This is a genomic window from Amycolatopsis jejuensis, assembly GCF_000717335.1.
Lineage (GTDB): Bacteria > Actinomycetota > Actinomycetes > Mycobacteriales > Pseudonocardiaceae > Amycolatopsis > Amycolatopsis jejuensis.
Genome location: NZ_JNYZ01000004.1, coordinates 52,669 through 74,263, shown reverse-complemented (window position 1 = coordinate 74,263; position 21,595 = coordinate 52,669). Strand labels below are relative to the sequence as shown.

Sequence of the window (21,595 nt, the reverse complement as noted above, 5' to 3'; positions counted from 1 at the left end):
TAGCGAACCAGTGACCCAGACTCCCGTCCTCATCACCACGACCGGTCCGGACAAGCCCGGCGTCTCGTCCGTCCTCTTCGCCGTGCTCACGCGGCACGACGTGGACGTGCTCGACGTCGAGCAGGTCGTGATCCGCGGGCAGCTCGTGCTCGGCGTGCTCGCGGGCGTCTACCGTGACCCCGAGGGGCTCCAGGAGTCCGTGGAGCAGGCGATGGCGACGGTCGGCATGCAGGTCGAGGTGCGGATCGGCGACGCCATCGGCGTGGACCCCTTCGCGCTCGGCCGGCGCGATTCCTCGCACGTGCTGGTGGTGCTCGGCCGTCCGGTCACTGCCAGGGCGTTCTCCGAGGTCGCGCGGCGGCTGGCCGGGGTCGGGGCGAACATCGACTCCATCCGCAGCGTCGCCGACTACCCGGTGACCGGCCTGGAGCTGTACGTTTCCGTCCGCGAGGACACCCAATCCGCCGACGCCGAGCTCCGCTCCACCCTCGCCGACGCGGCGTCCGAAGCCGGGATCGACGTCGCCGTCGAACGCGCGGGCATTACCCGGCGGGCGAAGCGGCTGGTGGTCTTCGACGTCGATTCCACGCTCGTACAGGGCGAAGTAATCGAGATGCTCGGCGCGCACGCCGGGGTCGAGGACCAGGTCCGCGAGATCACCGACGCCGCGATGCGTGGTGAGCTGAACTTCGCCGAATCGCTGGAGCGGCGCGTATCCCTGCTGGCCGGGCTGCCCGCCACGGTGCTGGACGAGGTCGCCGCGGCCATCGAGCTGACCCCGGGTGCCCGCACGACCGTCCGCACGCTCAAGCGGATGGGTTTCCAGTGCGGCGTCGTGTCCGGTGGGTTCACCCAGGTCATCGACCATCTCGTCGACGATCTCGGGCTCGATTTCGCGGCCGCCAACGAACTGGAGGTCGTGGACGGCAAGCTCACCGGCCGGGTCGTCGGCGACATCGTCGACCGAGCCGGAAAGGCGACCGCGCTGCGCCGGTTCGCGGACGAGTACGGGATTCCGCTCGAAGCGTGTGTTGCGGTCGGCGATGGGGCCAACGACATCGACATGCTCGCCGCGGCCGGGATGGGCGTCGCGTTCAACGCCAAGCCCGCGCTCCGGGAGGTCGCCGACACTGCGTTGTCGCATCCGTATCTGGACGCGGTGCTGTTCGTCCTCGGCGTCACGCGTGCAGAGGTGGAAGCGGCAGACGCGGCCGACGGGCTCGAATTGGTCCGCCCGTGAGTTCCGTTCTCGAACCACTGCGCAGCCGGTACGCCTCGTGGCTCGGCCTGCCCGCGGAGGCCACGGCCGACACCTCCGACGAGGACCCGGACGAGGTCCGCGCCATGCCGGTGATCCTGCGGATCGAACGGGCCGAGCCGCCGGGCCGCACTGCGCTGCTCGAAGCGGCAGCCGCGGCGGCGCTGGCGGCGTGCCTCGACGAGCGTTCTGCACCCGGCGGCGAATGGTCCGAGCCGGTGCACGCGTGGCTCGACAACCGCATCCGCAAGGTCGCGCGCCGGGCCCGCGGTGCGCATTGGCAAGCCGTGCTCGACCTGCCGGGGATCACCGTGAACGTCGACGGCGCCGAAGCGCGAGCGCTGGTCCCCGGGCTGGTCAAGGATGCCCCGAAAGAGGTCTCGCGCCTGCAGATCTCCGGCAGCGAACTGCCCGCCGACACTCCCGGCGCGCCGCCGTCCGACGTACCGCTGCTGATGCTGAACCCCGACGTCCCGATGACAGTCGGGAAAGCGTCCGCACAGGTCGGACACGCGACGATGATCCTGGCGTCGTTGCTGTCGGACGCCGAGCTGGCGACGTGGGCGGACCGCGGCTACCGCGTCGCGGTGCGCACGCCCAGTCCCGGGCGGTGGAAGGAACTCTGCCCGATCGACGACCCGGAAGCGGGCTGGCGCGAGAACCGGGTGGTCGCCGTGCGCGATGCGGGTTTCACCGAGGTCGACCCCGGCACGATCACCGTGCTGGCACAGCAACCTGGAGGGCACCGATGACCCTGGAAGTACAGCGCGAGGGCACGCACAGCTTCGTCGGCCGCAACGAACGCGGCGCGGAGGTGCGGATCGGTCGCCGCGGCGCGGAAGGTGCCTTCTCCCCGGCGGAACTCCTGCAGATCGCCGCGGCAGGCTGCGCGGCGGTGACGGCGGAAGAGCTGATCACGCGCCGGGTCGGCGAGGACGCGAAGTTCCGGGTGGGCGTGACGGCGGACCGGCGGGAGGGTGCGTCGGAGCTGGACGCGGTGCATCTTGCGTTCGACGTCGACGTGTCCGCGCTGGACCCGGCCCAGCGGGAGGCGTTGGCGGGCGCGGTGGATCGGGCGATCGAGCGGTTGTGCACGGTGAGCCGGACGCTGAAGAAGGCCATCCCGGTGACGGAGACGTTCCCCGGCTGAGCGGCGGAGCAATCTGCCCTTCGACCTGGCTTGAGCGCCGAATCCGGGCTGCCGCACGGCGCAGCGTGGGCGGCGGGTCAGTTTGGCGGCGTGACGTTGCTTGAGCGGCGGATCGGTCTGCCGCCCGGCGCAGCGTGAGCGGCAGTTCAGCTTTGCCGCGCGGCGGATCGGGTGTCCCGCACGGCGCAGCGTGAGTGGCGGTTCAACTTTGCCGCGCGGCGGATCGGTCTCCCGCACGGCTCAGCGTGGGCGGCGGTTCAGTTTTGCCACCCGACATACCTTGAACGGCAGATCAAGCCAGCCACCCGAAGCAGCAGTGGCAGCTCAGCTCTGCCACACCACGTAAGCCTGATCCGCGTCCGTCGTCATCGCTTCGATGAACTTCTCGTTGTCGAAACCGGGCAGGGTCTGCAGGCGTTCGATGAGGGCGTCCGCGGCCGGGTCGCCGCTCGGGACTGCCGTGCCCTTGCCGTCGTTGCCTACGAGCATGAAGAAGACGTCTTCGTTCCAGGGGCCGTCGGGGATGACTCTCACCATGACGGACTGCAGCTCCGACCACGTCACAGCCTCTTCGCTGCCATCGGCGAGCGTGCGCCGCACCCCGGTGTCGTCGACACTGACGGTCCGGGATCGTGCGCTGGACGAATCCTGGGTCAACCGGTGCTCCCTGTCGTGAACGTTTGGTTCACCGTACCCGCCTGCCTCGTGCCCTTCCTCACGCGGGCGCGGCCGCGTCGAGTCGTTTCAGTGCATCGCGTGCGACCTGCGGATCCGTGGTGGGCCAAAAGGGTGGCAGCGACGCGCGCAGGAATCCGCCGTACCGGGCGGTGGCCAGCCGGGAATCCAGCACCGCGACCACCCCGCGGTCGGTGACCGAGCGGTGCAGCCGTCCGGTTCCCTGCGCCAGCAGCAGCGCCGCATGCGTGGCCGCGACCGTGAGGAATCCGTTGCCGCCCCTTGCTTCCACTGCTCGCTGGCGGGCCGAGGACACCGGGTCGTCGGGGCGCGGGAACGGAATCCGGTCCACCACCACGAGCTGCAGCGACGGCCCCGGCACGTCCACGCCCTGCCACAGCGTGAGCGTGCCGAACAGGCAGGTGCGCGGGTCTTCGGCGAACTTCCGGACCAGCAGTGGCGTGGCGTCGTCGCCCTGGCACAGGATCGGGTGGTCGAGCCGTTCGCGCATCGCCTCCGCGGCCTGTTTTGCCGCGCGCATCGAGGAGAACAGGCCGAGCGTGCGCCCGCCTGCCGCCTCGACCAGCTCGGCCAGTTCGTCCATTGTGGACTCGGCGAGACCGTCGCGGCCCGGCGGCGGCAGGTGTTTCGCGAGGTACAGGATTCCGTTGCGGCGGTGGTCGAACGGCGAACCCACGTCGAGGCCGGTCCACTTCGGCCCGGTGTCCTCGTCCGACGGCGCTTCCTTGTCGGTGGCCGTGCCCGGCGATTTCTCGACGCGGGCGCCACCCGGCGGCAGACCCCATTGCCGCGCCATCGTGTCGAACTCGCCACCGAGGGTGAGCGTGGCCGACGTGAGCACCGTGGTGTGCTGGTTGAACACGCGTTCCCGCAACAACCCGGCCACGCCGAGCGGCGCTACCTTCAACGCGGGCGGCCGCGGGTTCGAGGAGTAGCGATCCCCGGTGACCCACACGACGTCGCGCTGGTGCGCCAGATCGTCGTCGTACGCGTCGAGCAGCCGCACCGCGGTGTCGTGCACCTCATCGAGCAGCGACCGCGCCAGCTTGCGCGCGGTGGCCTCGCCGACCTCCTCCTTGCGATCCGACCCCAGCGCGGTGAGACATTCTTTCGCCGCGTCGCGCACCGCCGGAATCGCGCCCTGCAACGGCCGCGGCAGTGCGTCGAGCCGCCCGGCCGGGATGTCGTCGAGGATCAGCGCGAGCCCGTCGGACGACTCCAGCAGCCGGTCGGCGATCGCCGCGTCCATCAGCTTTCCGCACCGGCGCGCGGCGGCCGACACCATGGAGCTGGTGAGCTCGCCGGTGGCGACCGACGTGACCCGGTCGACCAGGTCGTGTGCCTCGTCGATGACCACCAGGTCGTGGTCGGGCAGTACCTGGTAGCCCTGCAAGGCGTCGATGGCCAGCAGCGCGTGGTTGGTGACGACCACGTCGGAGCGCCCGGCCTCGGCCCGCGCGCGTTCGGCGAAGCAATCGGTGCCGATCGGGCACTTCGCGGCACCGAGGCATTCCCTTGCGGTGACCGAAACCTGCCGCCACGCCTGCTCGGACACGCCGGGGACGAGCTCGTCGCGATCGCCGGTTTCGGTGTCCGACGACCATTCGTGCAGCCGCGTGACTTCCTTGCCCAGCCGGGACACCACGAACGGGTCGAACAGCTGCGCGTCGTCGGGCTCCTCCGGCGCGCCGGTGTCGAGCCGGTGCAGGCACAGGTAGTTGCGGCGGCCCTTGAGGATCGCGAACGTGGGCTCGCGGCCGAGCATTTTCTTGAGCGCCTTCGCGAGCCGCGGCAGATCGCGGTCGACCAGCTGGCGCTGCAGCGCGATGGTGGCCGTGGAGACGACGACCGTCTTGTCTTTCTCCACCGCGTGCCGGATGGCCGGGACCAGGTACGCCAGCGATTTGCCGGTGCCCGTTCCGGCTTGCACGGCGAGATGCTCGCCGGTGCGGATGGCGTGGCCGACGGCGTCGGCCATCTTCACCTGGCCGGGGCGTTCGGCGCCGCCGACGGACTCCACCGCGTGGGTGAGGAGTTCGAGGACGCCGGGGAAATCGGTTCGGGCGGGCACAGGCAGACACGATAGCCGCCGGGTCCGACAGGATGTTCGATCCCGGCGCGAACGGGCCGTTCGCGCCGGGATCGGCTACCGGCTCAGTCTTCCTTGCGGAACCGCGAAACCGCGACCCACACGAGCGGCAGCACACCCGCGGCGACCACGGTCTTCAGCACGTCACCCACGAGGAACGGCACCACGCCCTTGCTGAAGGCGGTGGCGAGATCGAACCCGGTGACGGCCATCAGCCACGGCACGCCGAACGCGTAGATCACGATGTTTCCGGCCACCATGGTCCCCGCCGTGCGCAGCGGGGTGCGGTCACCACCGCGGCGGGCGAGCGCGCCGACGAGCGCACCGGCGAACACGAACCCGACGATGTACCCGGCCGAAGCGCCGGACAGCCCGGACGTCCCGCCCTGGAACCACGGCACCCCTACCGCGCCCACGAGCAGGTACAGCAGCAGGGACGCGGCACCGCGGCGCATGCCCAGCGTCGCGCCGACGAGCAGCGCGGCGAACGTCTGGCCGGTCATCGGGACCGGCGTGCCCGGGATCGGGATCACCAGCTGCGCGGCCGCGCCGGTGAGCACGGCACCGCCTGCCACCAGCGTCAGATCGCGCACCAGCGCGCCGGGCACGAGGTCGGCCAGCACCTGACGGCGGCCGGCGAGGGACAGCGTGGACACGGGACCTCCAACCACGAAAAACGGACGTCCCGGCAGGCTATCGCCGACCGGCCGGACGGAACCGGACAAGTTGCGTTCCTCACCAAGCCGGACCGAGCCGAGCCGAGCCGGACCGAGCTGGACCGAGCTGGACCGAGCCGGATCGAGCCGGACCAAGCCGGACCAAGCCGGACCGAGCCGGTCCAAGCCGGGAACCGAGCCGGTCTGCACCACACGTCCGGGTGAGGTCGGAGTTGCGACGTTTGGGACCCCTGCCGCGCTGCCGATGTCGAAGCACGGGCGAAGGGAGACAGGTCGATGCGCGGACGGGTCCTGCTGGTCACCGGGGCACTCATGGCTTCAACTACCGCGGTGGCGCACGCCGAACCCCCGGTCACCTCGACCGGCTGGGGTTCCGCGGGCAGCGCCGACGTACTGGTGGACACCCAGCACGTGGTCACCGGGGAACTGGCGCGCTGCGACGCCGACGGACCGGCGTCCGCGCGCACCACCGGCGGCGAGGCGGGCCCGGCCGCGGTGTTCGGCTTCGGCGGGGCCACCTGTGCGCGGAAGGGGCCGGTGGCGTCGGTCCAGACCGGCGGCCAGCGCTTCGAGTCCGACCTGCTCAAGCACTACGGCGGGCCGGTGCTGAAGGTGCGTACGTACGCCGTGGGATGCGCGACCACCGACGATTCGGGCAGCACCGGCTCGATGTCGATCGGCGAGGTCACGGGCTTCACCGTGCCGTCGTCGATCCCGGCGAACTACCGGATCACGGTGCCTGGCGGCGAAGCAGGCACGGCGCTGGCCACGATCACGCTCAACGAAACCGTGACACCACAGCCCGCCGACGGCAGCCTCGTGACGCACGCCGTGCACATCAAGCTGTTCCCGCAGGGCGGTCCGGCGAGCGGCGACATCTATCTCGGCACCGCCGCCTGTAACCCCTTCGGCAAACACCCCAATGTGGCATTGGGTGCGTGAGATGCAACCAATGTGGCATTGGGTGCGTCAGATGCAACCAATGCCACATTGGGGTGCTTCAGGCCGGGGGCAGCGCGGGGGTTCCCGTGTAGTGCACGCCTGCTTCGTCGAAGTCCTTCAGCGTCGCGTCCACGGTGGGCTGTGAGCCGCCCACAGTCAGGTCCAGCAGCACGCGTACGCGGAAGCCTGCGCGCGAAGCGTCGAGAGCAGTGGCGCGCACGCAGAAGTCGGTAGCGATGCCGACGACGTCGACTTCGCTCACTTCGTGCGCGCGCAGCCATTCGTCGAGCGTCTTGCCGTCGCCGGACTTCCCTTCGAAGCCGGAGTACGCAGCGTCGTACTCGCCCTTCGAGAACACCGCTTCGATCGGCACCACGTCCAACGCGTCGTGGAACGACGCACCCGGCGTACCGGCAATGCAGTGCGGCGGCCAGCTGGTGTTGAAGTCGGGCGTGTCACTGAAGTGGTCGCCCGGGTCGATGTGGTGGTCGCGCGTGGCCACGATGTGCGTGTAACCCCCGCCGGACATGTGCTGCGAGATCGCGTCGGCCGCCGCCGCCCCGCCGGGCAGGCCGAGCGAACCTCCTTCGCAGAAGTCGTTCTGCACATCCACCACGATCAGCGCGGTCCCCATGATCGGCTCCCTACAGAAACGTCGTCGGTATCGCGGGCTCGCCGTGCGAGAGTTTCAGGCCCTCCCACGGCAGGCTCACCTGCGCGCGCCGCAGCCGGGCGCGCGCGTCGTCCAGCGTGGGCAGATCATCCTCCGGGCGGCCGCCGCGCACCAGGGGAATCTGCAGGTCGACGTCGTTCTCGCCGGGTTCCGGCCGACCGCTCGCGGCGGTCCAGACGACCTCCTCGACGGCGGTCCCGCTGCTGCGGTGCCTGCGCAGTGCCAGCTTACGCCCGCCGCGGGATTCCTTGTGCACACTGCGTTTCGCGACCGGCCGCCCGTCGACCTCGACCAGCTTGTACACCATTCCCGCGGTCGGCGCGCCCGATCCGGTGACCACCGAGGTACCCACGCCGTACGCGTCGACCGGTTCCGCGCGCAGCGCCGCGATCGCCTGCTCGTCGAGGTCGCCGGACACGACGATCCGGGTGTCCTTCGCCCCGAGCGCGTCGAGCTGGTCACGGGCTTTGCGGGCGAGCGGGCCGACGTCGCCGGAGTCGATCCGGATCGCGCCCAGCTCCGGACCCGCGACGCGCACCGCCGCCTCGATGCCCGCGGTGATGTCGTAGGTGTCGACGAGCAGGGTGGTGTCCGACCCCATTTGGCTGACCTGGGCGCGGAAAGCGGCTTCTTCGCTGTCGTGCAGCAACATGAACGCGTGCGCGACAGTGCCGCGCGTGGGAATTCCGTAGCGGCGTCCGGCTTCGAGGTTGGACGTGGTGGCGAATCCGGCCAGGTACGCGGCGCGCGCGGCGGCGACAGCGGCGTACTCGTGCGTACGGCGGCCGCCCATCTCGATGATCGGGCGTCCGTGCGCGGCGCCGGACATCCGCGCGGCGGCCGACGCCACTGCGCTGTCGTGGTTGAGGATCGAGAGGACGAGCGTCTCCAGTACGACGGCTTCGGCGAAACTGCCGCTCACGGTAAGGATCGGCGAGCCGGGGAAGTACAGCTCGCCTTCGCGGTAACCGTCGATGTCGCCGCGGAATTCGTAGTCCGCGAGCCAGGACAGCGTCGCCGGGTCCACGACCGCGGTCTGCTCCAGCACGGTCAGTTCGGCATCGGTGAACCGGAAGTCGGCGATCGCGTCGAGCACGCGCGCGGTGCCCGCGACGACACCGTAGCGGCGGCCGTCGGGCAGCCGCCGGGCGAAGACCTCGAAGACGCAGGGACGATCGGCGGTCCCGTCCGAAAGGGCGCTCGCCAGCATGGTCAGCTCGTAGTGGTCGGTGAGCAGCGCCGTGCTGGCGCCGGTGACCGGCTCGGGTGAACCCATGGGGCCAGCCTATTCACCCACATGGCCGGACCTGGCGCGGCGTACCGGGTGACGGCCGTGACACCATGGGGTTCATGTCCACGCCTGTCGCATCCGAACAGACGCAGGTTGATCCACTCGGGGCCGAGCTGGCCGACACCGACCAGCCTTGGCGGACGATCGTGTGGAACGATCCGGTCAACCTGATGTCGTACGTGACGTACGTGTTCCAGAAGCTGTTCGGCTACAGCCGGGACCACGCCACGAAGCTGATGCTCGACGTGCATCACAAGGGCAAGGCGATCGTGTCGTCCGGCTCGAAGGAGAAGGTGGAGACCGACGTGGCGAAGCTGCAGGCCGCGGGACTGTGGGCGACCATGGAACAGCCCTCGTGAAGGCCTGGCGGCGCAAAGGCGACACCATCCTCGCGGGGTTCGAGCAGCAGGAGGCCGCGGTGCTGCGCGGGCTCGTCGGGCAGCTGGAGGACATGCTCAGCGCGCGTGCCGAGGAGGCACCGCAGGACGAGCTGGCCGAGCTCACCGGTATCCGTACCGGTCCCGCCGAATCGCCGGACGACCCGGTGCTCTCGCGGCTGCTCCCGGACTTCCACCGGCTCGACCCGGACAACCCCAGCCGCGAGGACCTCGATTCCGCCGCGGCGATGCGGTCGCTGCACGAGCCGGAACTGCTGGAGAAGAAGGTCGGCGTCGCGAAGGTCGTGCTCGACACGCTGCCGCGCGACGGCGGCTCGGTGAAGCTGACCTTCGAGCAGGCCGACGCCTGGCTCGGCGCGCTCAACGACGTACGCCTCGCGCTCGGCACCGCCCTCGACGTCACCGAGGACATGCCCGACGAGCTCCCCGACGACGATCCGCGCGCCCCGCACCTCGGCGTCTACCACTGGCTGACCTGGGTGCAGGAGACGCTGATCCAGGCACTCACCGCATGATCACCGACGTCCCGGGCGTGCTCGTCGGGCACCACCAGCGGCTCGGCGACGGCTGGGCCACCGGGACGACGGTGGTGCTCGTCCCGGACGGCGCGACCGGCGCGGTCGACCAGCGCGGCGGCGCGCCCGGCACCCGCGAGACGAACCTGCTGGAGCCGGAAAACCTGGTGCAGCGCGTGAATGCGGTGTGCCTGTCCGGCGGGAGCGCGTACGGCCTCGGCGCGGCGGACGGCGTGATGCGGTGGCTGGCGGAGCGGAATCTCGGCTTTCCGGTCGGCGCGCAGCCGCATGAGGTCGTGCCGATCGTGCCCGCAGCGGTGCTGTTCGACCTGCCGCGCAGCGAGTGGGGCAACCGGCCGGACGCCGATTTCGGTTACGCCGCTTGCGAAGCAGCCACTTCCGGCGCGGTTTCGTTGGGTACGGTCGGCGCAGGTACCGGCGCGGTGGTGGGCTCGCTGAAGGGCGGCATCGGCACGGCGAGCGAGGTCGTGGGAGAGGTGACCGTCGGCGCGATCGCTGCGGTGAATGCGGCGGGCGAGGCGGTGGATTTCGCGACCGGCCGCGCGTTCGCCGGAGACCACGAGGTCGACGGCGAGTTCGGCGTCCGCTGGCCGGACCGGCCGGGCACGGTACCCGGACAGCGCACGGACTTGAACACGACGATCGGCGTGGTGGCCTGCGACGCGAACCTGTCGAAGGCCGAAGCGCGACGGCTCGCGGTTGCAGCGCAGGACGGCCTGGCGCGCGCCGTGCGTCCGGCACACAGCATGTTCGACGGGGACACGGTGTTCGCGCTGGCCACGGGCGCCCGGGAGCTGCCGGGTCAGGAGGGTTCGTTCGCGGCGGCGGCCCGCGCTGGCGCTCTGGACGCACTGTGCTCAGCCGCGGCGCGCGTGTTCGCGCGGGCGATGGTGCACGGGTTGCTGTCGGCCACGGCTGCCGCGGGGGTTGCTTCGTACCGGGACGTGTGGCCGGAGGCGTTCGGCTGAGCCTGGCGTTAGCCGAACGGGTCGCGCGGGGCGCGTAACTCCAGGTCAGCGGCATGTACGACGGCTGCGTACTCCTCGTCGATCTCCAGCACCATGCCGCCGAAGGACACCGTCGGCCCGAGTGACGGGTGCACTTCCGCCGGGCCCAGCTCGGTGGCGCGCGGCAGCTGCTCCCATACCGAGACCGGCTTCATCCGGCGGAAGGTGCTGCAGGCCTGTCACCTCGCCGTCGGCGAGGAACGCGCGGCAGTGTTCGCGTACTTTCGAGGACACCGGCATGTCCCCGGATCCGGTGATGAGCTGTAGATCTCACAGTCTGGACTCGCTGCGTCCACCACCTAAGATGTCGGTGTGCTCCGGATCCGCCGTGAACTCGTCGACGAGATCGTCGCCCACGCTCGCCGTGACCACCCTGACGAGGCTTGCGGGGTGATTGCGGGACCGGCCGGCTCCGACCGGCCCGAGCGGTTCATTCCCATGCTCAACGCCGCGCGGTCGCCCACGTTCTACGAGTTCGACTCGGCCGACCTGCTGAAGCTCTACCGCGAGATGGACGCGAACGACGAGGTCCCGGTGGTGATCTACCATTCGCACACCGCGACCGAGGCCTACCCGTCCCGCACGGATGCGAACATCGCCGCCGAGCCCGATGCGCACTACGTGCTCGTCTCCACGAAGGACCCCGATTCGCACGAGTTCCGCTCGTACCGGATCGTGGACGCCGAGATCACCGAGGAGCCCGTCGAGATCGTCGATTGAGCTGCCGGAATAAAGCGCGGCGTCCGATGCGTCTGCGTGTAGGAACCCACCCGGAGGTAAGAACCCATGGCCGTGACCGTGTCCATCCCGACCATCCTGCGCACCCACACCGGCGGCGAGAAGTCCGTCGAGGCGGCGGGCAAGACGATCCTCGAGATCATCGACGACGTCGAGTCGCGGCACGCCGGGATCAAGGCGCGCCTGGTCAAGGAGGAGAAGCTGCACCGCTTCATCAACGTCTACGTCAACGACGAGGACGTGCGCTTCGCCGGCGGGCTCGACGCCGAGGTGAAGGACGGCGACACCGTCACGATCCTGCCCGCCGTGGCCGGCGGCGCGCGCTGACCCATGACCCGCTACGAGTCCCTCCTCGACGCGCTCGGCGGCACCCCGCTGGTCGGGCTGCCGCGGCTGTCGCCGACGGACGACGTGCGGCTCTGGGCGAAGCTCGAGGACCGCAACCCCACCGGCTCGATCAAGGACCGGCCCGCGCTGGCCATGATCGAGGCCGCCGAGCGCGACGGCACGCTGCGCCGCGGGTCCACGATCCTCGAGCCGACCTCGGGCAACACCGGCATCTCGCTCGCCATGGCCGCGAAGCTCAAGGGCTACGGCCTGGTGTGCGTGATGCCGGAGAACACCTCCACCGAGCGCAAGCAGCTGCTGCAGGCCTACGGAGCGCGGATTGTGTTCTCCCCGGCCGCGGGCGGCTCGAACGAGGCCGTGCGGCGGGCCAAGGAGCTCGCGAAGCAGAACCCCGACTGGGTGATGCTGTACCAGTACGGCAACCCGGCCAACGCGGACGCGCACTACCGCGGCACCGGCCCTGAACTGCTCAAAGACCTGCCCACGCTCACGCATTTCGTCGGCGGGCTCGGTACCACCGGCACGCTGGTAGGGGTCGGGCGTTACCTCCATGAGGTGAAGCCGGACGTGCAGATCATTGCGGCCGAACCGCGGTACGGCGAGCTGGTTTACGGCTTGCGGAACCTTGACGAGGGGTTCGTGCCGGAGCTGTATGACCCCAGCGTGCTGAACGGCCGGTACTCCGTGGGTGCGTACGACGCGCTTCGCCGCACGCGTGAGCTGCTGGAACATGAGGGAATCTTTGCCGGGATTTCCACCGGGGCGGTGCTGCACGCAGCGTTGGGGGTTGCGGAGAAGGCGGCGGCGCGGGGGGAGAAGGCGGACGTTGCGTTCGTCGTGGCCGATGCCGGGTGGAAATACCTGTCGACGGGGGCGTACTCCGGGTCGCTGGATGAGGCTGCGGAGCGGCTCGACGGCCAGCTCTGGGCTTGATCCACCCAGCTGCACCCCTCAGCCGGAACTTGCCGGTTCGGGGTGGTGGGTCTCAAGGCTGTGAAGGGAACCTTCACGGAATCAGATTCCGTGAAGGTGGCCTTCACGGCGTTGCCGCCGAGGCGAAGATCAGGGAATTCACCCGAGGTCGTTCGCGGGTGGCGGACGTAACCTGAGAGGCGTGAGCACACTGCCTCCTCTTCCGACTCCGCCCGCTGCCGGTGGTGATGCCGGCAAGCCGGTGGACGTCTCGAAGCGCATCCTGCCGCCCAATCCCAAGGCTGCGGCGATCGTCGCGCTCGGGTTCACGCTCGTGCTCTACCTGGTGGAACTGCTCGACGTGATCCTGCCGGGCGACTTCACCCACGGTGGCATCCTGTCGCGGCAGGCGTCCGGGATCGACGGTGTCCTCTGGGCCCCGCTCTTGCACGCCGGGTGGTCGCACCTCTTCTCCAACACCGTGCCGGTGCTGGTGTTCTCCTTCCTCGCGATGGCGGCGGGCATCGGCCGCTGGGCGGTGGTCACCGCGATCATCTGGGCCGTTTCCGGGCTCGGGGTGTGGCTCGTCGGACCGGCGAACGCCTACACCGTCGGCGCGTCCGGGCTGGCTTTCGGCTGGCTGGCGTACCTGCTGGTCCGCGGCATTTTCCACCGTTCGTTCGGCCAGATCGTGGTGGCGGTCGTGCTGCTGGGCGTGTGGAGCGGGATGCTGTGGGGCCTGCTGCCGGGCAACCCCGGGATCTCGTGGCAGGGGCACCTCTTCGGCGCGCTGGCCGGGGTCCTCGCCGCTTGGCTGACCTCCCGCGGCGAGCGGACGAAGGCGCGCAAGGTGGAGCCGGGTAATCTCGGGGCGTGAGTTCTCCCGGCGCGCCCATCGGTGTTTTCGATTCCGGCGTCGGTGGGCTTACCGTCGCCCGCTCGATTCTCGAACTGCTGCCCGCGGAACAGCTGCGCTACGTCGGTGATACCGCGCGCAACCCGTACGGCCCGCTGCCCATCGCCACGGCGCGCGAGTACGCGCTGTCCGCGCTCGACGACTTGGTGGACAGCGGCGTGAAGGCGTTGGTCATTGCGTGCAACACTGCGTCTGCGGCTTGCCTTCGCGACGCGCGCGAGCGTTACGACGTGCCGGTGATCGAGGTCGTCCTTCCCGCCGTACGTCGCGCTGCGATTGCCACGCATTCCGGACGGGTCGGGCTGATCGGCACAGAGGGCACTGTGCGTTCGAGGGCGTACGACGACGCCTTCGCCGCAGCACCGGACGTACGGCTCACCAGTGTCGCTTGCCCGCGCTTCGTGGACTTCGTCGAGCGCGGCATCACCACCGGACGGCAGATTCTCGGCCTGGCACAGGGGTATCTGCAGCCGCTGCTGGAGGCCGAAGTGGACACGCTGGTGCTCGGCTGCACGCATTACCCGCTGCTGTCCGGCGTGCTGCAGATCGTGATGGGGCAGGACGTCACGCTCGTGTCCAGCGCCGAGGAGACCGCGAAGGACCTCTACCGCACCCTGACCGAGCTCGACCTGCTGGCCACGGGCGACGAACCACCGCGGCACGAGTTCCTCGCCACCGGCTCGCCCGAGCCGTTCACGCGCCTGGCGCAGCGGTTCATGGGGTTCGCGCCGGGTGCCCTCGCCCCGGCGAGCGCGTGAGCCTGGTGGACCCGGCAGGCGGCGCTAGGGTGGCGGGGTGCGACTGACGATCCTCGGATGCTCGGGCAGCGTCCCCGGGCCGAACGCTGCTGCGTCCGGGTATCTGCTGGAGGCGGAGGGGTTCCGGCTCGCGCTCGAACTGGGCAACGGTGCCTTCGCCCAGCTGCAGACCGTGCTCGACCCGTTCGACCTCGACGCGCTCGTCCTGTCGCACCTGCACTCCGACCACTGTGCCGACGTCAACGCCCTCACCGTGCTTCGCCGCTACCACCCCGCGCCGCCATACCCCGCACGGCCGCGTCAGTTGCCGGTGTACGCGCCGTCTGAAGCGCCTTCGCGCCTCGCGCACGCGTACGCAGCCGACGCAGCGGAGCGGGCTGGAACTGATCTGTCTGACGTGTACGAGTTCCACGCCCTGCGAGAAGAGACTGTGCAGATTGGACCGTTCGACGTCACGGCTGCTGCTGTTTACCACCCGACACCGGCCTTCGGGCTGCGCATCGCGTACGGCGGCAGCATTCTCGCGTACACCGGCGACACCGGACAGTGCCGCGCGTTGGGCGAGCTCGCGGACGGCGTCGACGTACTGCTTTCCGAAGCGTCGTGGACCGACGCCGCAGACCGGCCCGAGGGCGTCCACCTGTCCGGCAAAGAGGCCGGTGAGCTGGCGAAAGAGGCCGGAGTCGGGCGGTTGCTGCTCACTCACATCGCGCCGTGGACCGATCGGAACGCGGTGCTGGCCGAGGCCGCGGCGGTGTTCCCGGACACCGAATTGGTGACCCAAGGCGCTGTGTACGACCTCTGATCACGAAAGTGTCGGGGGTAGGTCTTAGAGTGCACGCGTGGCTAGAAAAGATGGCAGGAACGACGACCAGCTGCGCGACGTGAAGATCACCCGCGGGTTCCAGAAGTGGCCTGCCGGGTCGGTGCTCATCGAGTTCGGCAACACCCGGGTGCTGTGCGCGGCGAGTGTCACCGAGGGCGTACCCCGCTGGCGGGCGGGGTCCGGGCTGGGCTGGGTCACGGCGGAGTACGCAATGCTCCCGTCGGCGACGAACACGCGCGGTGACCGGGAGTCGGTCAAGGGGCGCATCGGCGGCCGGACGCACGAGATCTCGCGCCTGATCGGCCGGTCGCTGCGGGCCTGCATCGACCTGGCCGCCCTCGGCGAGAACACCATCGTGATCGACTGCGACGTCATCCAGGCCGACGGCGGCACCCGCACCGCCGCGGTCACCGGCGGCTATGTCGCGCTGGCCGACGCAATCACCTGGCTGGGCGCAGCAAACCGGCTGAACGACCCGCAACCACTGTCGTCGTCGGTGGCCGCGGTGAGCGTGGGTGTGGTCGACGGCCGGGTGCGCCTTGACCTGCCGTACGAGGAGGATTCCCGCGCGGAGGTCGACATGAACGTGGTCGCCACCGACGCAGGCACCCTCATCGAAGTACAAGGCACCGGAGAGGGTGCCACCTTCGCCAGGTCCACTTTGGACCGAATGCTCGACCTGGCCTTGGCCGGCTGCGAGGAATTGACGCGCCGGCAGAACGAGGCGCTGGCCCTGCCGTACCCGGGAGAGCTCCCGGAACCGCGCCCCGGCAAGAAGAAGGGCACGAAGTGACGAAGCTGCTACTGGCCACGAGAAACGCAAAGAAGCTACAGGAACTGCGTCGAATCCTGGAAGCAGAAAGCATCGAGGGCATCGAAGTAGTAGGCCTGAACGATGTCGACGATTTCCCGGAAGCCCCGGAAACGGCCCCGGACTTCGAAGGCAACGCGGCAGCAAAAGCACGAGATGCCGTAGCCGCCACCGGCTTGCCGTCCATCGCCGACGACTCAGGCCTGGCAGTAGACGCCCTCAACGGCATGCCCGGCGTCCTCTCGGCCCGCTGGTCCGGCAAACACGGCGACGACGAAGCAAACCTCAACCTGGTACTGGCCCAACTGACGGACACCCCACCGGAACGCCGAGGCGCAGCCTTCATCTGCGCCGCAGTACTGGCCCACCCGACCGGCGAGAAAACCACAGTACGAGGCGAATGGCGAGGCACCCTCACCACAAAACCAAGAGGCACCAACGGCTTCGGCTACGACCCCATCTTCATCCCGGAACACGAAACACGGACAAGCGCAGAACTACCACCGGAAGAAAAAGACAAGAGCTCCCACCGCGCACAAGCACTACGCGCACTTATCCCAGCACTAAAAGCACTAGCCGCACACTAACCACGACGACCGACAGCCCAGCCCCCGCCCTGCACCCCGATACGAAGCCAAAAACACGGTCTGGGGTTGCTTGTCAAGGCATCTTTCCCGCCTTGACAAGCAACCCCAGACCGTAGTCACAATCCCGGCTTCGGGGTGCGCTCCCAACCGCCCCCAACACCCAACCCGAACAGATGGCGACCATAACCGTAGCCGAAGACGACCCCAAACAATCCGAACTCATCCGCCTCTACCTGGAACGAGAACACCACACCGTAACCGTCATCCCCAACGGCACCGACGCCCTCGCCGCCACCAGAGCCGACCCGCCGGACCTCCTCATCCTGGACGTCATGCTCCCGGGAACCACCGGCCTCGACATCTGCCGGACCCTCCGCGCGGAATCCGACCTCCCCATCCTCATGCTCACCGCGAGGTCGACCGAAGATGACCTCCTCCGCGGCCTCGACCTGGGCGCCGACGACTATGTCACCAAGCCGTACAGCCCAAGGGAACTCATGGCGCGGGTCCGCACCCTCCTCCGCCGCACCGCCCCCAAAGAAGGTCCCACCACGGTCGGCACCCTCACGATCGACTCGATCACCCACGAAGTCACCGTGAACGGCAAACGAATAGAAACCACCCCCGGAGAATTCCGCCTGCTGGAGGTCATGGCCGCCCGCCCCAACCAGGTGTTCACCCGTGGCCAGCTCCTCGAGCACCTCCACGGGTACGACGCCTACATCACCCAGCGTGCCATCGACGTCCACGTCATGAACCTCCGCAAGAAGATCGAGCAAGAACCCCGCAAACCCACCAAGCTCCGCACCGTCTACGGCGTCGGCTACAAGCTCACCGAAGATGCGCCGTAGCCTGCTGATCCGCCTCATCGCGGTGTCTGCCCTCATCGCCGTCTGCGCCATCGCAGCCACGGCCTGGCTGGCCGCGCGCACCACCTCCGGCGCCATCGAACGCGAACAGGGTCAGGTCTTCGCCGACGACGGCACCATCTACCAGAGCCTTCTCGCTTACGCCGCAACACATCCGAACTGGAACGACGTCGCACCGGTTGTCCGGGAATACGCCGAAAAGACCGGCCGCCGCGTCGTCCTCACCACGCCACAGGGCACGCCGATCGCGGCGTCCGAAGCGAGCCCGAACCCGTTGCCGCACCAGCCGTCCGTGGTGATCGACCCGCTGTCGGTCGACGCGCGGCTCGGCGTGAAGTCCACTCCCGACCGCATCGACCCGGATGCCGTCGGCCCGTACGCGCTGTCGAAGGAAGAACGGGATGACCTCAGGGCGGTCGCCGAGCGCGTGCTCGCCTGCACCCAGCGCCGGAGCGGTCTCGGCCGCATCGAGGTGTCCCCGGGCGGCCACCCGCGAGTCGTAGTGCCGTTCGGGGACCTCGGCTGCGGCGCCGTCATGCTCGAAAAGCCGACTGAAACCGAGGAGGACGCGCTCGCCAAGCTGAGCGAGCTCATCGACGCCTGCCTCGGCCGCAACAACCGCACCATCCCGATTGCGAAACTGGCGTTGTCCTGGACGTTCGACGGGCCGGTCGTGCAGTCGGCCGACCAGACCGTCACCAGCTGCGTCACGTCGGCGCGCCGCGAGCAGCTGACGCCGTACGTGGCTCCCGCGGCTTGGCTCTACATCACCGAAAAGGGCAGCGACCAGCCGCCGACCGGGTTCACGCTGTCGTCGGAGAACCAGGTGCGGCTCATTGCGGTGGCCGGGGGAATCCTGCTGCTGACGGTGGTCGTGATGGGGCTGGCGTCGATCCGGCTGATCCGCCCGCTGCGTGCGTTGACGGGGGCGGCGCAGCGGATGGAAGCGGGTGAGACGGGGGCGCGCGTGCGCGTGAAGGGGAAGGACGAGATCGCGCGGCTGGCGCGGGCGTTCAACGACATGGCGCGGGCGCGGGAGGAGCTGGAGGAAGCGCGGAAGGCGATGGTCGGGGATGTGGCGCATGAGCTGCGTACGCCGCTGGCCACGATTCGCGGCTGGCTGGAGGCGGCACAGGACGGCGTGAGCAGGCTGGATGACGAGCTGGTTGCGTCGCTGCTGGAGGAGGCGGTGCATTTGCAGCACATCGTCGACGATCTGCAGGATCTTGCGCTCGCCGACGTGGGGGCGTTGCGCGTGCATTTGGAGCCGGTCGACGCCAATGCGCTGCTGGGGCAGCTCGGGGCCGCTTTCGCCGCGCGGGCGGAGGGGGCTGGAGTGCGGTTGGACGTGCGTTTTCTGGAGGATCCGGCTGTTACGGCGGATCCGGTGCGGCTTCGGCAGGCGTTGGACAATTTGGTGTCCAATGCGATTCGGCATACGCCGGTTGGCGGGGCGGTGACCGTGAGTGGGCGCCGGGTCGGTGGGGATGTGGTGTTCGAGGTGGCGGATACCGGGGTGGGAATTGCGGCGGAGGATTTGCCGTATGTGTTCGATCGTTTTTGGCGGGCGGATGCGGCGCGCAGCCGGGCTTCCGGGGGGAGTGGGCTGGGGTTGGCGATCGTCCGGAATCTCGCCGAGGCGCATGGGGGTGGGGTCGGTGTCCGCAGTGTGCTTGGGGAAGGATCTACGTTCACGTTGAGGTTTCCGGCTTCGCAAGTCCGTGAAGGGAACCATGAGGGAATCTGATTCCGTGAAGGTTCCCTTCACGGACTTGGTGCGGGGGTGGAGGTGGAGGTCAGGTGGCGAGGTCTAGGTCGCGGACTAGTTTTGCCACGTGGCCGGTGGCGCGGACGTTGTAGAGGGCCTTGGCGATTTTGCCGTCTTGGTCGACAACGAAAGTCGAGCGGATTACGCCTTGGTAGGTGCGGCCGTAGTTCTTCTTTTCGCCGAATGCGGACCATTCGGTGAGGGCTTTTTTGTCCGGGTCGGACAGTAGCGGGAAGGTGAGTTGTTCGGCTTCGGCGAATTTGGCCAGTTTTTCCGGCTTGTCCGGGGAGATGCCCAGTACCTGGTAGCCCGCATTGTTGAATTCGGCCAGGTTGTCCCGGAAGTCGCACGCTTGCTTCGTGCAGCCGGGGGTGCCTGCGGCCGGGTAGAAGTACACCACCACGGTCTTGCCGCGGAAGTCGCTGAGCGAGACGTTCTTGCCGGTCGAGTCGGGCAGGGTGAAGTCGGGTGCGTCGTCGCCGGGGGACAGTCGCTGGTCGGTCATGGCACCGAGCGTAATTCAGGCCGTTCCGTAGTAGGTGGCGACGGCGGGTTCACCCGCGCTCGGGCGCACCTGCAGGGCCAGCCGGGTGCTGTCGGCGGGTACCGCGAACGCCAGCGTGAGCTGCGTCGACCGGCCTGGCTGGAGGTCCTTGCCCGCGTCGGTGATTCCGCCGAGACCCTGCGTTGCATCGACGACCTGCTTCGCCTGCTGCCCGGACACCGTCGCGGTGACCGACAGCCCGGACAGGCGGTACGGGTCGGTGCCGTTGTTCGTGACCTCGATGTAGAACGCCGCCGCGCGCGTGCTGCGGGGGTACGCCGCCGCGCTGGGCTGGAAGGACTGTGGTGCCGATACCGATACCGTGATCCCGCTGGAGAACCGGTGGTTGGCGCCGAACTGCAGGTCACCCGATGCTTGTGCGGCCGCGGGTTTGGCTGCCGCGTTGGCGGCGCCCAGCGCTGCCGAGCCTTCCCGGCCGTCGACGCCGCAGGCTGCCACCGTGATCAACAAGCAGGCGGACAGCAGCAGCTTCGGGGTGCGCGGGGGCGCCATCGCGGTTACTCCAGTCGGGGTGGGGCGGCAGGCCGTTCGGCGTAGCTGCCGGACGGACCCGCTCCACTCTGTCTGCCCCGGCGCCCGCGTGGCCGGGAAGACGCGGACCTGGTGTACAGCCGTGGCCGATCCGTGATCGAAAGGGCACTCCGGGTGACAGTCGTCACCCCAGTGTCAGACGGGGTCAGACGGCGAAGGCGAAAAGCAGGAGGAAAACCGCGACCCCGGCGCCCCACGCGACCATGAGCCAGCCGAAGTCGCGCACCGGGTCCACCGCGCGGCTTTCCTCGCCGGGGATGTACACGCCGCGGTCCTCGAACCAATCGGCCCACTTGCGCAGGATCCGCAGCGGATTTCGTGCCGGCACGGCGCACCTCCCCGATTCTTCCGTGGTCAGCCTACGGGTTCGCGGCCGCGGTCCCGTGGTCGAGCCCGGTCCGCGCGACGTGCAGCGCGAGCCCGACGAACGACCGGACGAGCGGCGGCGTCGAATCCTCCCGCCAGGCGACCACGAGCCGGCTCGGCGGGTAGTCCGCCAGCGGGACCGCGGTGACGCCCTGCGGCAGGTCGTGCACCAGCGGCGCCAGCCCCACGGTTCCGTTCCACAGCACGGCCTGCAGGCATTCGTGCACGGTACGGACGACCGGGCCGCCGCGGAACTCGCCGCCGCCGGTCCAGAAGTCCTGCCACACCGGGTCGGTGCCGTCGGGGAACCGGAACCACGAGCGGCCGGCCAGATCCGCCCGGTGCACCTGGTCGCGGCCGGCGAGGGGATCGTCGGAACGCAGGACGACCCCGATCGGGTCCGAGCGCAGCACGTGCGTGCCGATTCCGGTGTCGTCGAAGGGAATCCGGGTGAGCGCGACGTCGGCGAGGCCCGAGCGCAGGCCAGTGGTCGGGTCGGTGAGGTCGGCCTCGCGGACCCGGATCCGCACGCCGGGATGCCGCTTGCGGAACTCCCCGGCGAGCAGGACGCTGGCCTGCTCCGCGCTGTCGGCGAGGGTGCCGACGGTGAGCGTGCCCGCGCCGGCTGCTGCGGCGACCCGGGCGCGAGCCTGGTCGGCACCCGCGAGCAGCACGCGGGCCTCGTCATAGAGCGCGGTTCCCGCGGCGGTGAGCGTGACCCCGGACGGCGAGCGCTCCAGCAACGTCGTGCCGAGGTCGGTCTCGAGCTGCTTGATCGCCCGGCTCAGCGGCGGCTGGGTCATGTGCAGGCGCGCCGCGGCCCGGCCGAAGTGCCGTTCCTCGGCGACAGCCACGAAGTACCGCAGCGAGCGCAAATCCACAA

General features: G+C 69.4%; 27 protein-coding genes. 17 read left to right on the top strand and 10 right to left on the bottom strand.

Features of this window, described 5'->3' with window-relative positions:
• Window positions 1–10: 10 nt before the first annotated feature.
• The 3 genes from serB to OO71_RS05040 are packed head-to-tail and all read left to right on the top strand — an operon-like array spanning window position 11 to window position 2,408.
• Complete coding sequence (serB, locus tag OO71_RS05050; RefSeq protein ID WP_033288458.1) at window positions 11–1,240, top strand: phosphoserine phosphatase SerB; 1,230 nt, start codon at window positions 11–13, stop codon at window positions 1,238–1,240.
• Window positions 1,237–2,010 carry an aminoacyl-tRNA hydrolase gene (locus OO71_RS05045; protein ID WP_033288457.1) on the top strand — a complete coding sequence of 258 codons (774 nt, stop codon included), beginning with the start codon at window positions 1,237–1,239 and terminating at the stop codon, window positions 2,008–2,010. Before serB ends, OO71_RS05045 begins: the two co-directional genes overlap by 4 nt.
• Complete coding sequence (locus OO71_RS05040; RefSeq protein WP_033288456.1) at window positions 2,007–2,408, top strand: OsmC family protein; 402 nt, start codon at window positions 2,007–2,009, stop codon at window positions 2,406–2,408. Before OO71_RS05045 ends, OO71_RS05040 begins: the two co-directional genes overlap by 4 nt.
• A 324-nt stretch (window positions 2,409–2,732) precedes the next feature.
• Here OO71_RS05040 and OO71_RS05035 read toward each other — a convergent pair whose 3' ends face one another.
• The 3 genes from OO71_RS05035 to OO71_RS05025 form a co-directional block, all read right to left on the bottom strand.
• The gene (locus tag OO71_RS05035) at window positions 2,733–3,065 is read right to left on the bottom strand and encodes a hypothetical protein (RefSeq protein WP_033288455.1); all 333 of its coding nucleotides are present in this window, start codon (window positions 3,063–3,065) and stop codon (window positions 2,733–2,735) included.
• 58 nt (window positions 3,066–3,123) lie between these two features.
• Entirely contained in the window at window positions 3,124–5,175 is a 2,052-nt protein-coding gene (locus tag OO71_RS05030; protein WP_033288454.1) for an ATP-dependent DNA helicase, read from the bottom strand.
• A gap of 83 nt (window positions 5,176–5,258) precedes the next feature.
• Window positions 5,259–5,849 carry a biotin transporter BioY gene (locus OO71_RS05025; RefSeq protein ID WP_033288694.1) on the bottom strand — a complete coding sequence of 197 codons (591 nt, stop codon included), beginning with the start codon at window positions 5,847–5,849 and terminating at the stop codon, window positions 5,259–5,261.
• A gap of 297 nt (window positions 5,850–6,146) precedes the next feature.
• On the opposite strand from OO71_RS05025, the gene OO71_RS05020 reads away from it, so the two are divergent.
• A complete protein-coding gene (locus OO71_RS05020; protein WP_051791024.1) occupies window positions 6,147–6,812 on the top strand; it encodes a hypothetical protein in 666 nt (221 codons plus the stop codon).
• A gap of 58 nt (window positions 6,813–6,870) precedes the next feature.
• On the opposite strand, the gene OO71_RS05015 is transcribed toward OO71_RS05020, so the two are convergent.
• Entirely contained in the window at window positions 6,871–7,446 is a 576-nt protein-coding gene (locus OO71_RS05015; RefSeq protein ID WP_033288453.1) for an isochorismatase family protein, read from the bottom strand.
• Between the two features lie 10 nt (window positions 7,447–7,456).
• Window positions 7,457–8,761: a nicotinate phosphoribosyltransferase gene (locus tag OO71_RS05010; protein ID WP_033288452.1), complete on the bottom strand. Its 1,305-nt coding sequence runs from the start codon at window positions 8,759–8,761 to the stop codon at window positions 7,457–7,459.
• A 74-nt stretch (window positions 8,762–8,835) separates the two neighbouring features.
• Here OO71_RS05010 and clpS point away from each other — a divergent pair, with 74 nt between their 5' ends.
• Genes clpS through OO71_RS04995 form a run of 3 tightly spaced genes read left to right on the top strand, consistent with a single transcriptional unit; the run spans window position 8,836 to window position 10,678 of the window.
• Window positions 8,836–9,135 carry an ATP-dependent Clp protease adapter ClpS gene (gene clpS / locus OO71_RS05005; RefSeq protein ID WP_033288692.1) on the top strand — a complete coding sequence of 100 codons (300 nt, stop codon included), beginning with the start codon at window positions 8,836–8,838 and terminating at the stop codon, window positions 9,133–9,135.
• Entirely contained in the window at window positions 9,132–9,689 is a 558-nt protein-coding gene (locus OO71_RS05000) for a DUF2017 domain-containing protein (protein ID WP_033288451.1), read from the top strand. Before clpS ends, OO71_RS05000 begins: the two co-directional genes overlap by 4 nt.
• A complete protein-coding gene (locus OO71_RS04995) occupies window positions 9,686–10,678 on the top strand; it encodes a P1 family peptidase (RefSeq protein ID WP_033288450.1) in 993 nt (330 codons plus the stop codon). The genes OO71_RS05000 and OO71_RS04995 overlap by 4 nt, the downstream gene beginning before the upstream one ends.
• A gap of 8 nt (window positions 10,679–10,686) precedes the next feature.
• On the opposite strand, the gene OO71_RS04990 is transcribed toward OO71_RS04995, so the two are convergent.
• A complete protein-coding gene (locus tag OO71_RS04990; RefSeq protein WP_051791023.1) occupies window positions 10,687–10,872 on the bottom strand; it encodes a hypothetical protein in 186 nt (61 codons plus the stop codon).
• Window positions 10,873–11,029: 157 nt separating this feature from the next.
• Between OO71_RS04990 and OO71_RS04985 the strand changes: the two genes are divergently transcribed.
• From OO71_RS04985 to OO71_RS04945, 10 genes are all read left to right on the top strand, one after another.
• Window positions 11,030–11,437, top strand: coding sequence for a M67 family metallopeptidase (locus tag OO71_RS04985; RefSeq protein WP_033288449.1), 408 nt, complete (start codon window positions 11,030–11,032; stop codon window positions 11,435–11,437).
• 66 nt (window positions 11,438–11,503) lie between these two features.
• Window positions 11,504–11,782 (top strand): MoaD/ThiS family protein, encoded by a 279-nt coding sequence (locus OO71_RS04980; RefSeq protein WP_033288448.1) that lies wholly within the window; start codon window positions 11,504–11,506, stop codon window positions 11,780–11,782.
• Between the two features lie 3 nt (window positions 11,783–11,785).
• Window positions 11,786–12,736: a PLP-dependent cysteine synthase family protein gene (locus OO71_RS04975; protein WP_033288447.1), complete on the top strand. Its 951-nt coding sequence runs from the start codon at window positions 11,786–11,788 to the stop codon at window positions 12,734–12,736.
• 181 nt (window positions 12,737–12,917) lie between these two features.
• On the top strand, window positions 12,918–13,592 hold the full coding sequence (locus OO71_RS04970; RefSeq protein ID WP_425388651.1) for a rhomboid family intramembrane serine protease: 675 nt from the start codon (window positions 12,918–12,920) through the stop codon (window positions 13,590–13,592).
• Entirely contained in the window at window positions 13,589–14,389 is an 801-nt protein-coding gene (murI, locus tag OO71_RS04965; protein ID WP_033288445.1) for a glutamate racemase, read from the top strand. The genes OO71_RS04970 and murI overlap by 4 nt, the downstream gene beginning before the upstream one ends.
• Window positions 14,390–14,426: 37 nt before the next feature.
• Window positions 14,427–15,194, top strand: coding sequence for an MBL fold metallo-hydrolase (locus tag OO71_RS04960; protein WP_033288444.1), 768 nt, complete (start codon window positions 14,427–14,429; stop codon window positions 15,192–15,194).
• A gap of 37 nt (window positions 15,195–15,231) precedes the next feature.
• A complete protein-coding gene (rph, locus tag OO71_RS04955; protein WP_033288443.1) occupies window positions 15,232–16,008 on the top strand; it encodes a ribonuclease PH in 777 nt (258 codons plus the stop codon).
• On the top strand, window positions 16,005–16,613 hold the full coding sequence (gene rdgB, locus OO71_RS48495) for an RdgB/HAM1 family non-canonical purine NTP pyrophosphatase (protein WP_084144715.1): 609 nt from the start codon (window positions 16,005–16,007) through the stop codon (window positions 16,611–16,613). The genes rph and rdgB overlap by 4 nt, the downstream gene beginning before the upstream one ends.
• Window positions 16,614–16,786: 173 nt before the next feature.
• Window positions 16,787–17,464, top strand: coding sequence for a response regulator transcription factor (locus OO71_RS04950; RefSeq protein ID WP_033288442.1), 678 nt, complete (start codon window positions 16,787–16,789; stop codon window positions 17,462–17,464).
• Window positions 17,454–19,229 (top strand): sensor histidine kinase, encoded by a 1,776-nt coding sequence (locus OO71_RS04945; protein WP_033288441.1) that lies wholly within the window; start codon window positions 17,454–17,456, stop codon window positions 19,227–19,229. Before OO71_RS04950 ends, OO71_RS04945 begins: the two co-directional genes overlap by 11 nt.
• 49 nt (window positions 19,230–19,278) lie before the next feature.
• Here OO71_RS04945 and bcp read toward each other — a convergent pair whose 3' ends face one another.
• From bcp to OO71_RS04925, 4 genes are all read right to left on the bottom strand, one after another.
• A complete protein-coding gene (bcp, locus tag OO71_RS04940; protein WP_033288440.1) occupies window positions 19,279–19,755 on the bottom strand; it encodes a thioredoxin-dependent thiol peroxidase in 477 nt (158 codons plus the stop codon).
• 15 nt (window positions 19,756–19,770) lie between these two features.
• Window positions 19,771–20,307 (bottom strand): DUF4352 domain-containing protein, encoded by a 537-nt coding sequence (locus OO71_RS04935; RefSeq protein ID WP_033288439.1) that lies wholly within the window; start codon window positions 20,305–20,307, stop codon window positions 19,771–19,773.
• Window positions 20,308–20,491: 184 nt separating this feature from the next.
• A complete protein-coding gene (locus tag OO71_RS04930; protein ID WP_033288438.1) occupies window positions 20,492–20,674 on the bottom strand; it encodes a hypothetical protein in 183 nt (60 codons plus the stop codon).
• A gap of 31 nt (window positions 20,675–20,705) precedes the next feature.
• Complete coding sequence (locus tag OO71_RS04925; RefSeq protein WP_033288437.1) at window positions 20,706–21,593, bottom strand: LysR family transcriptional regulator; 888 nt, start codon at window positions 21,591–21,593, stop codon at window positions 20,706–20,708.
• Window positions 21,594–21,595: the final 2 nt, after the last annotated feature.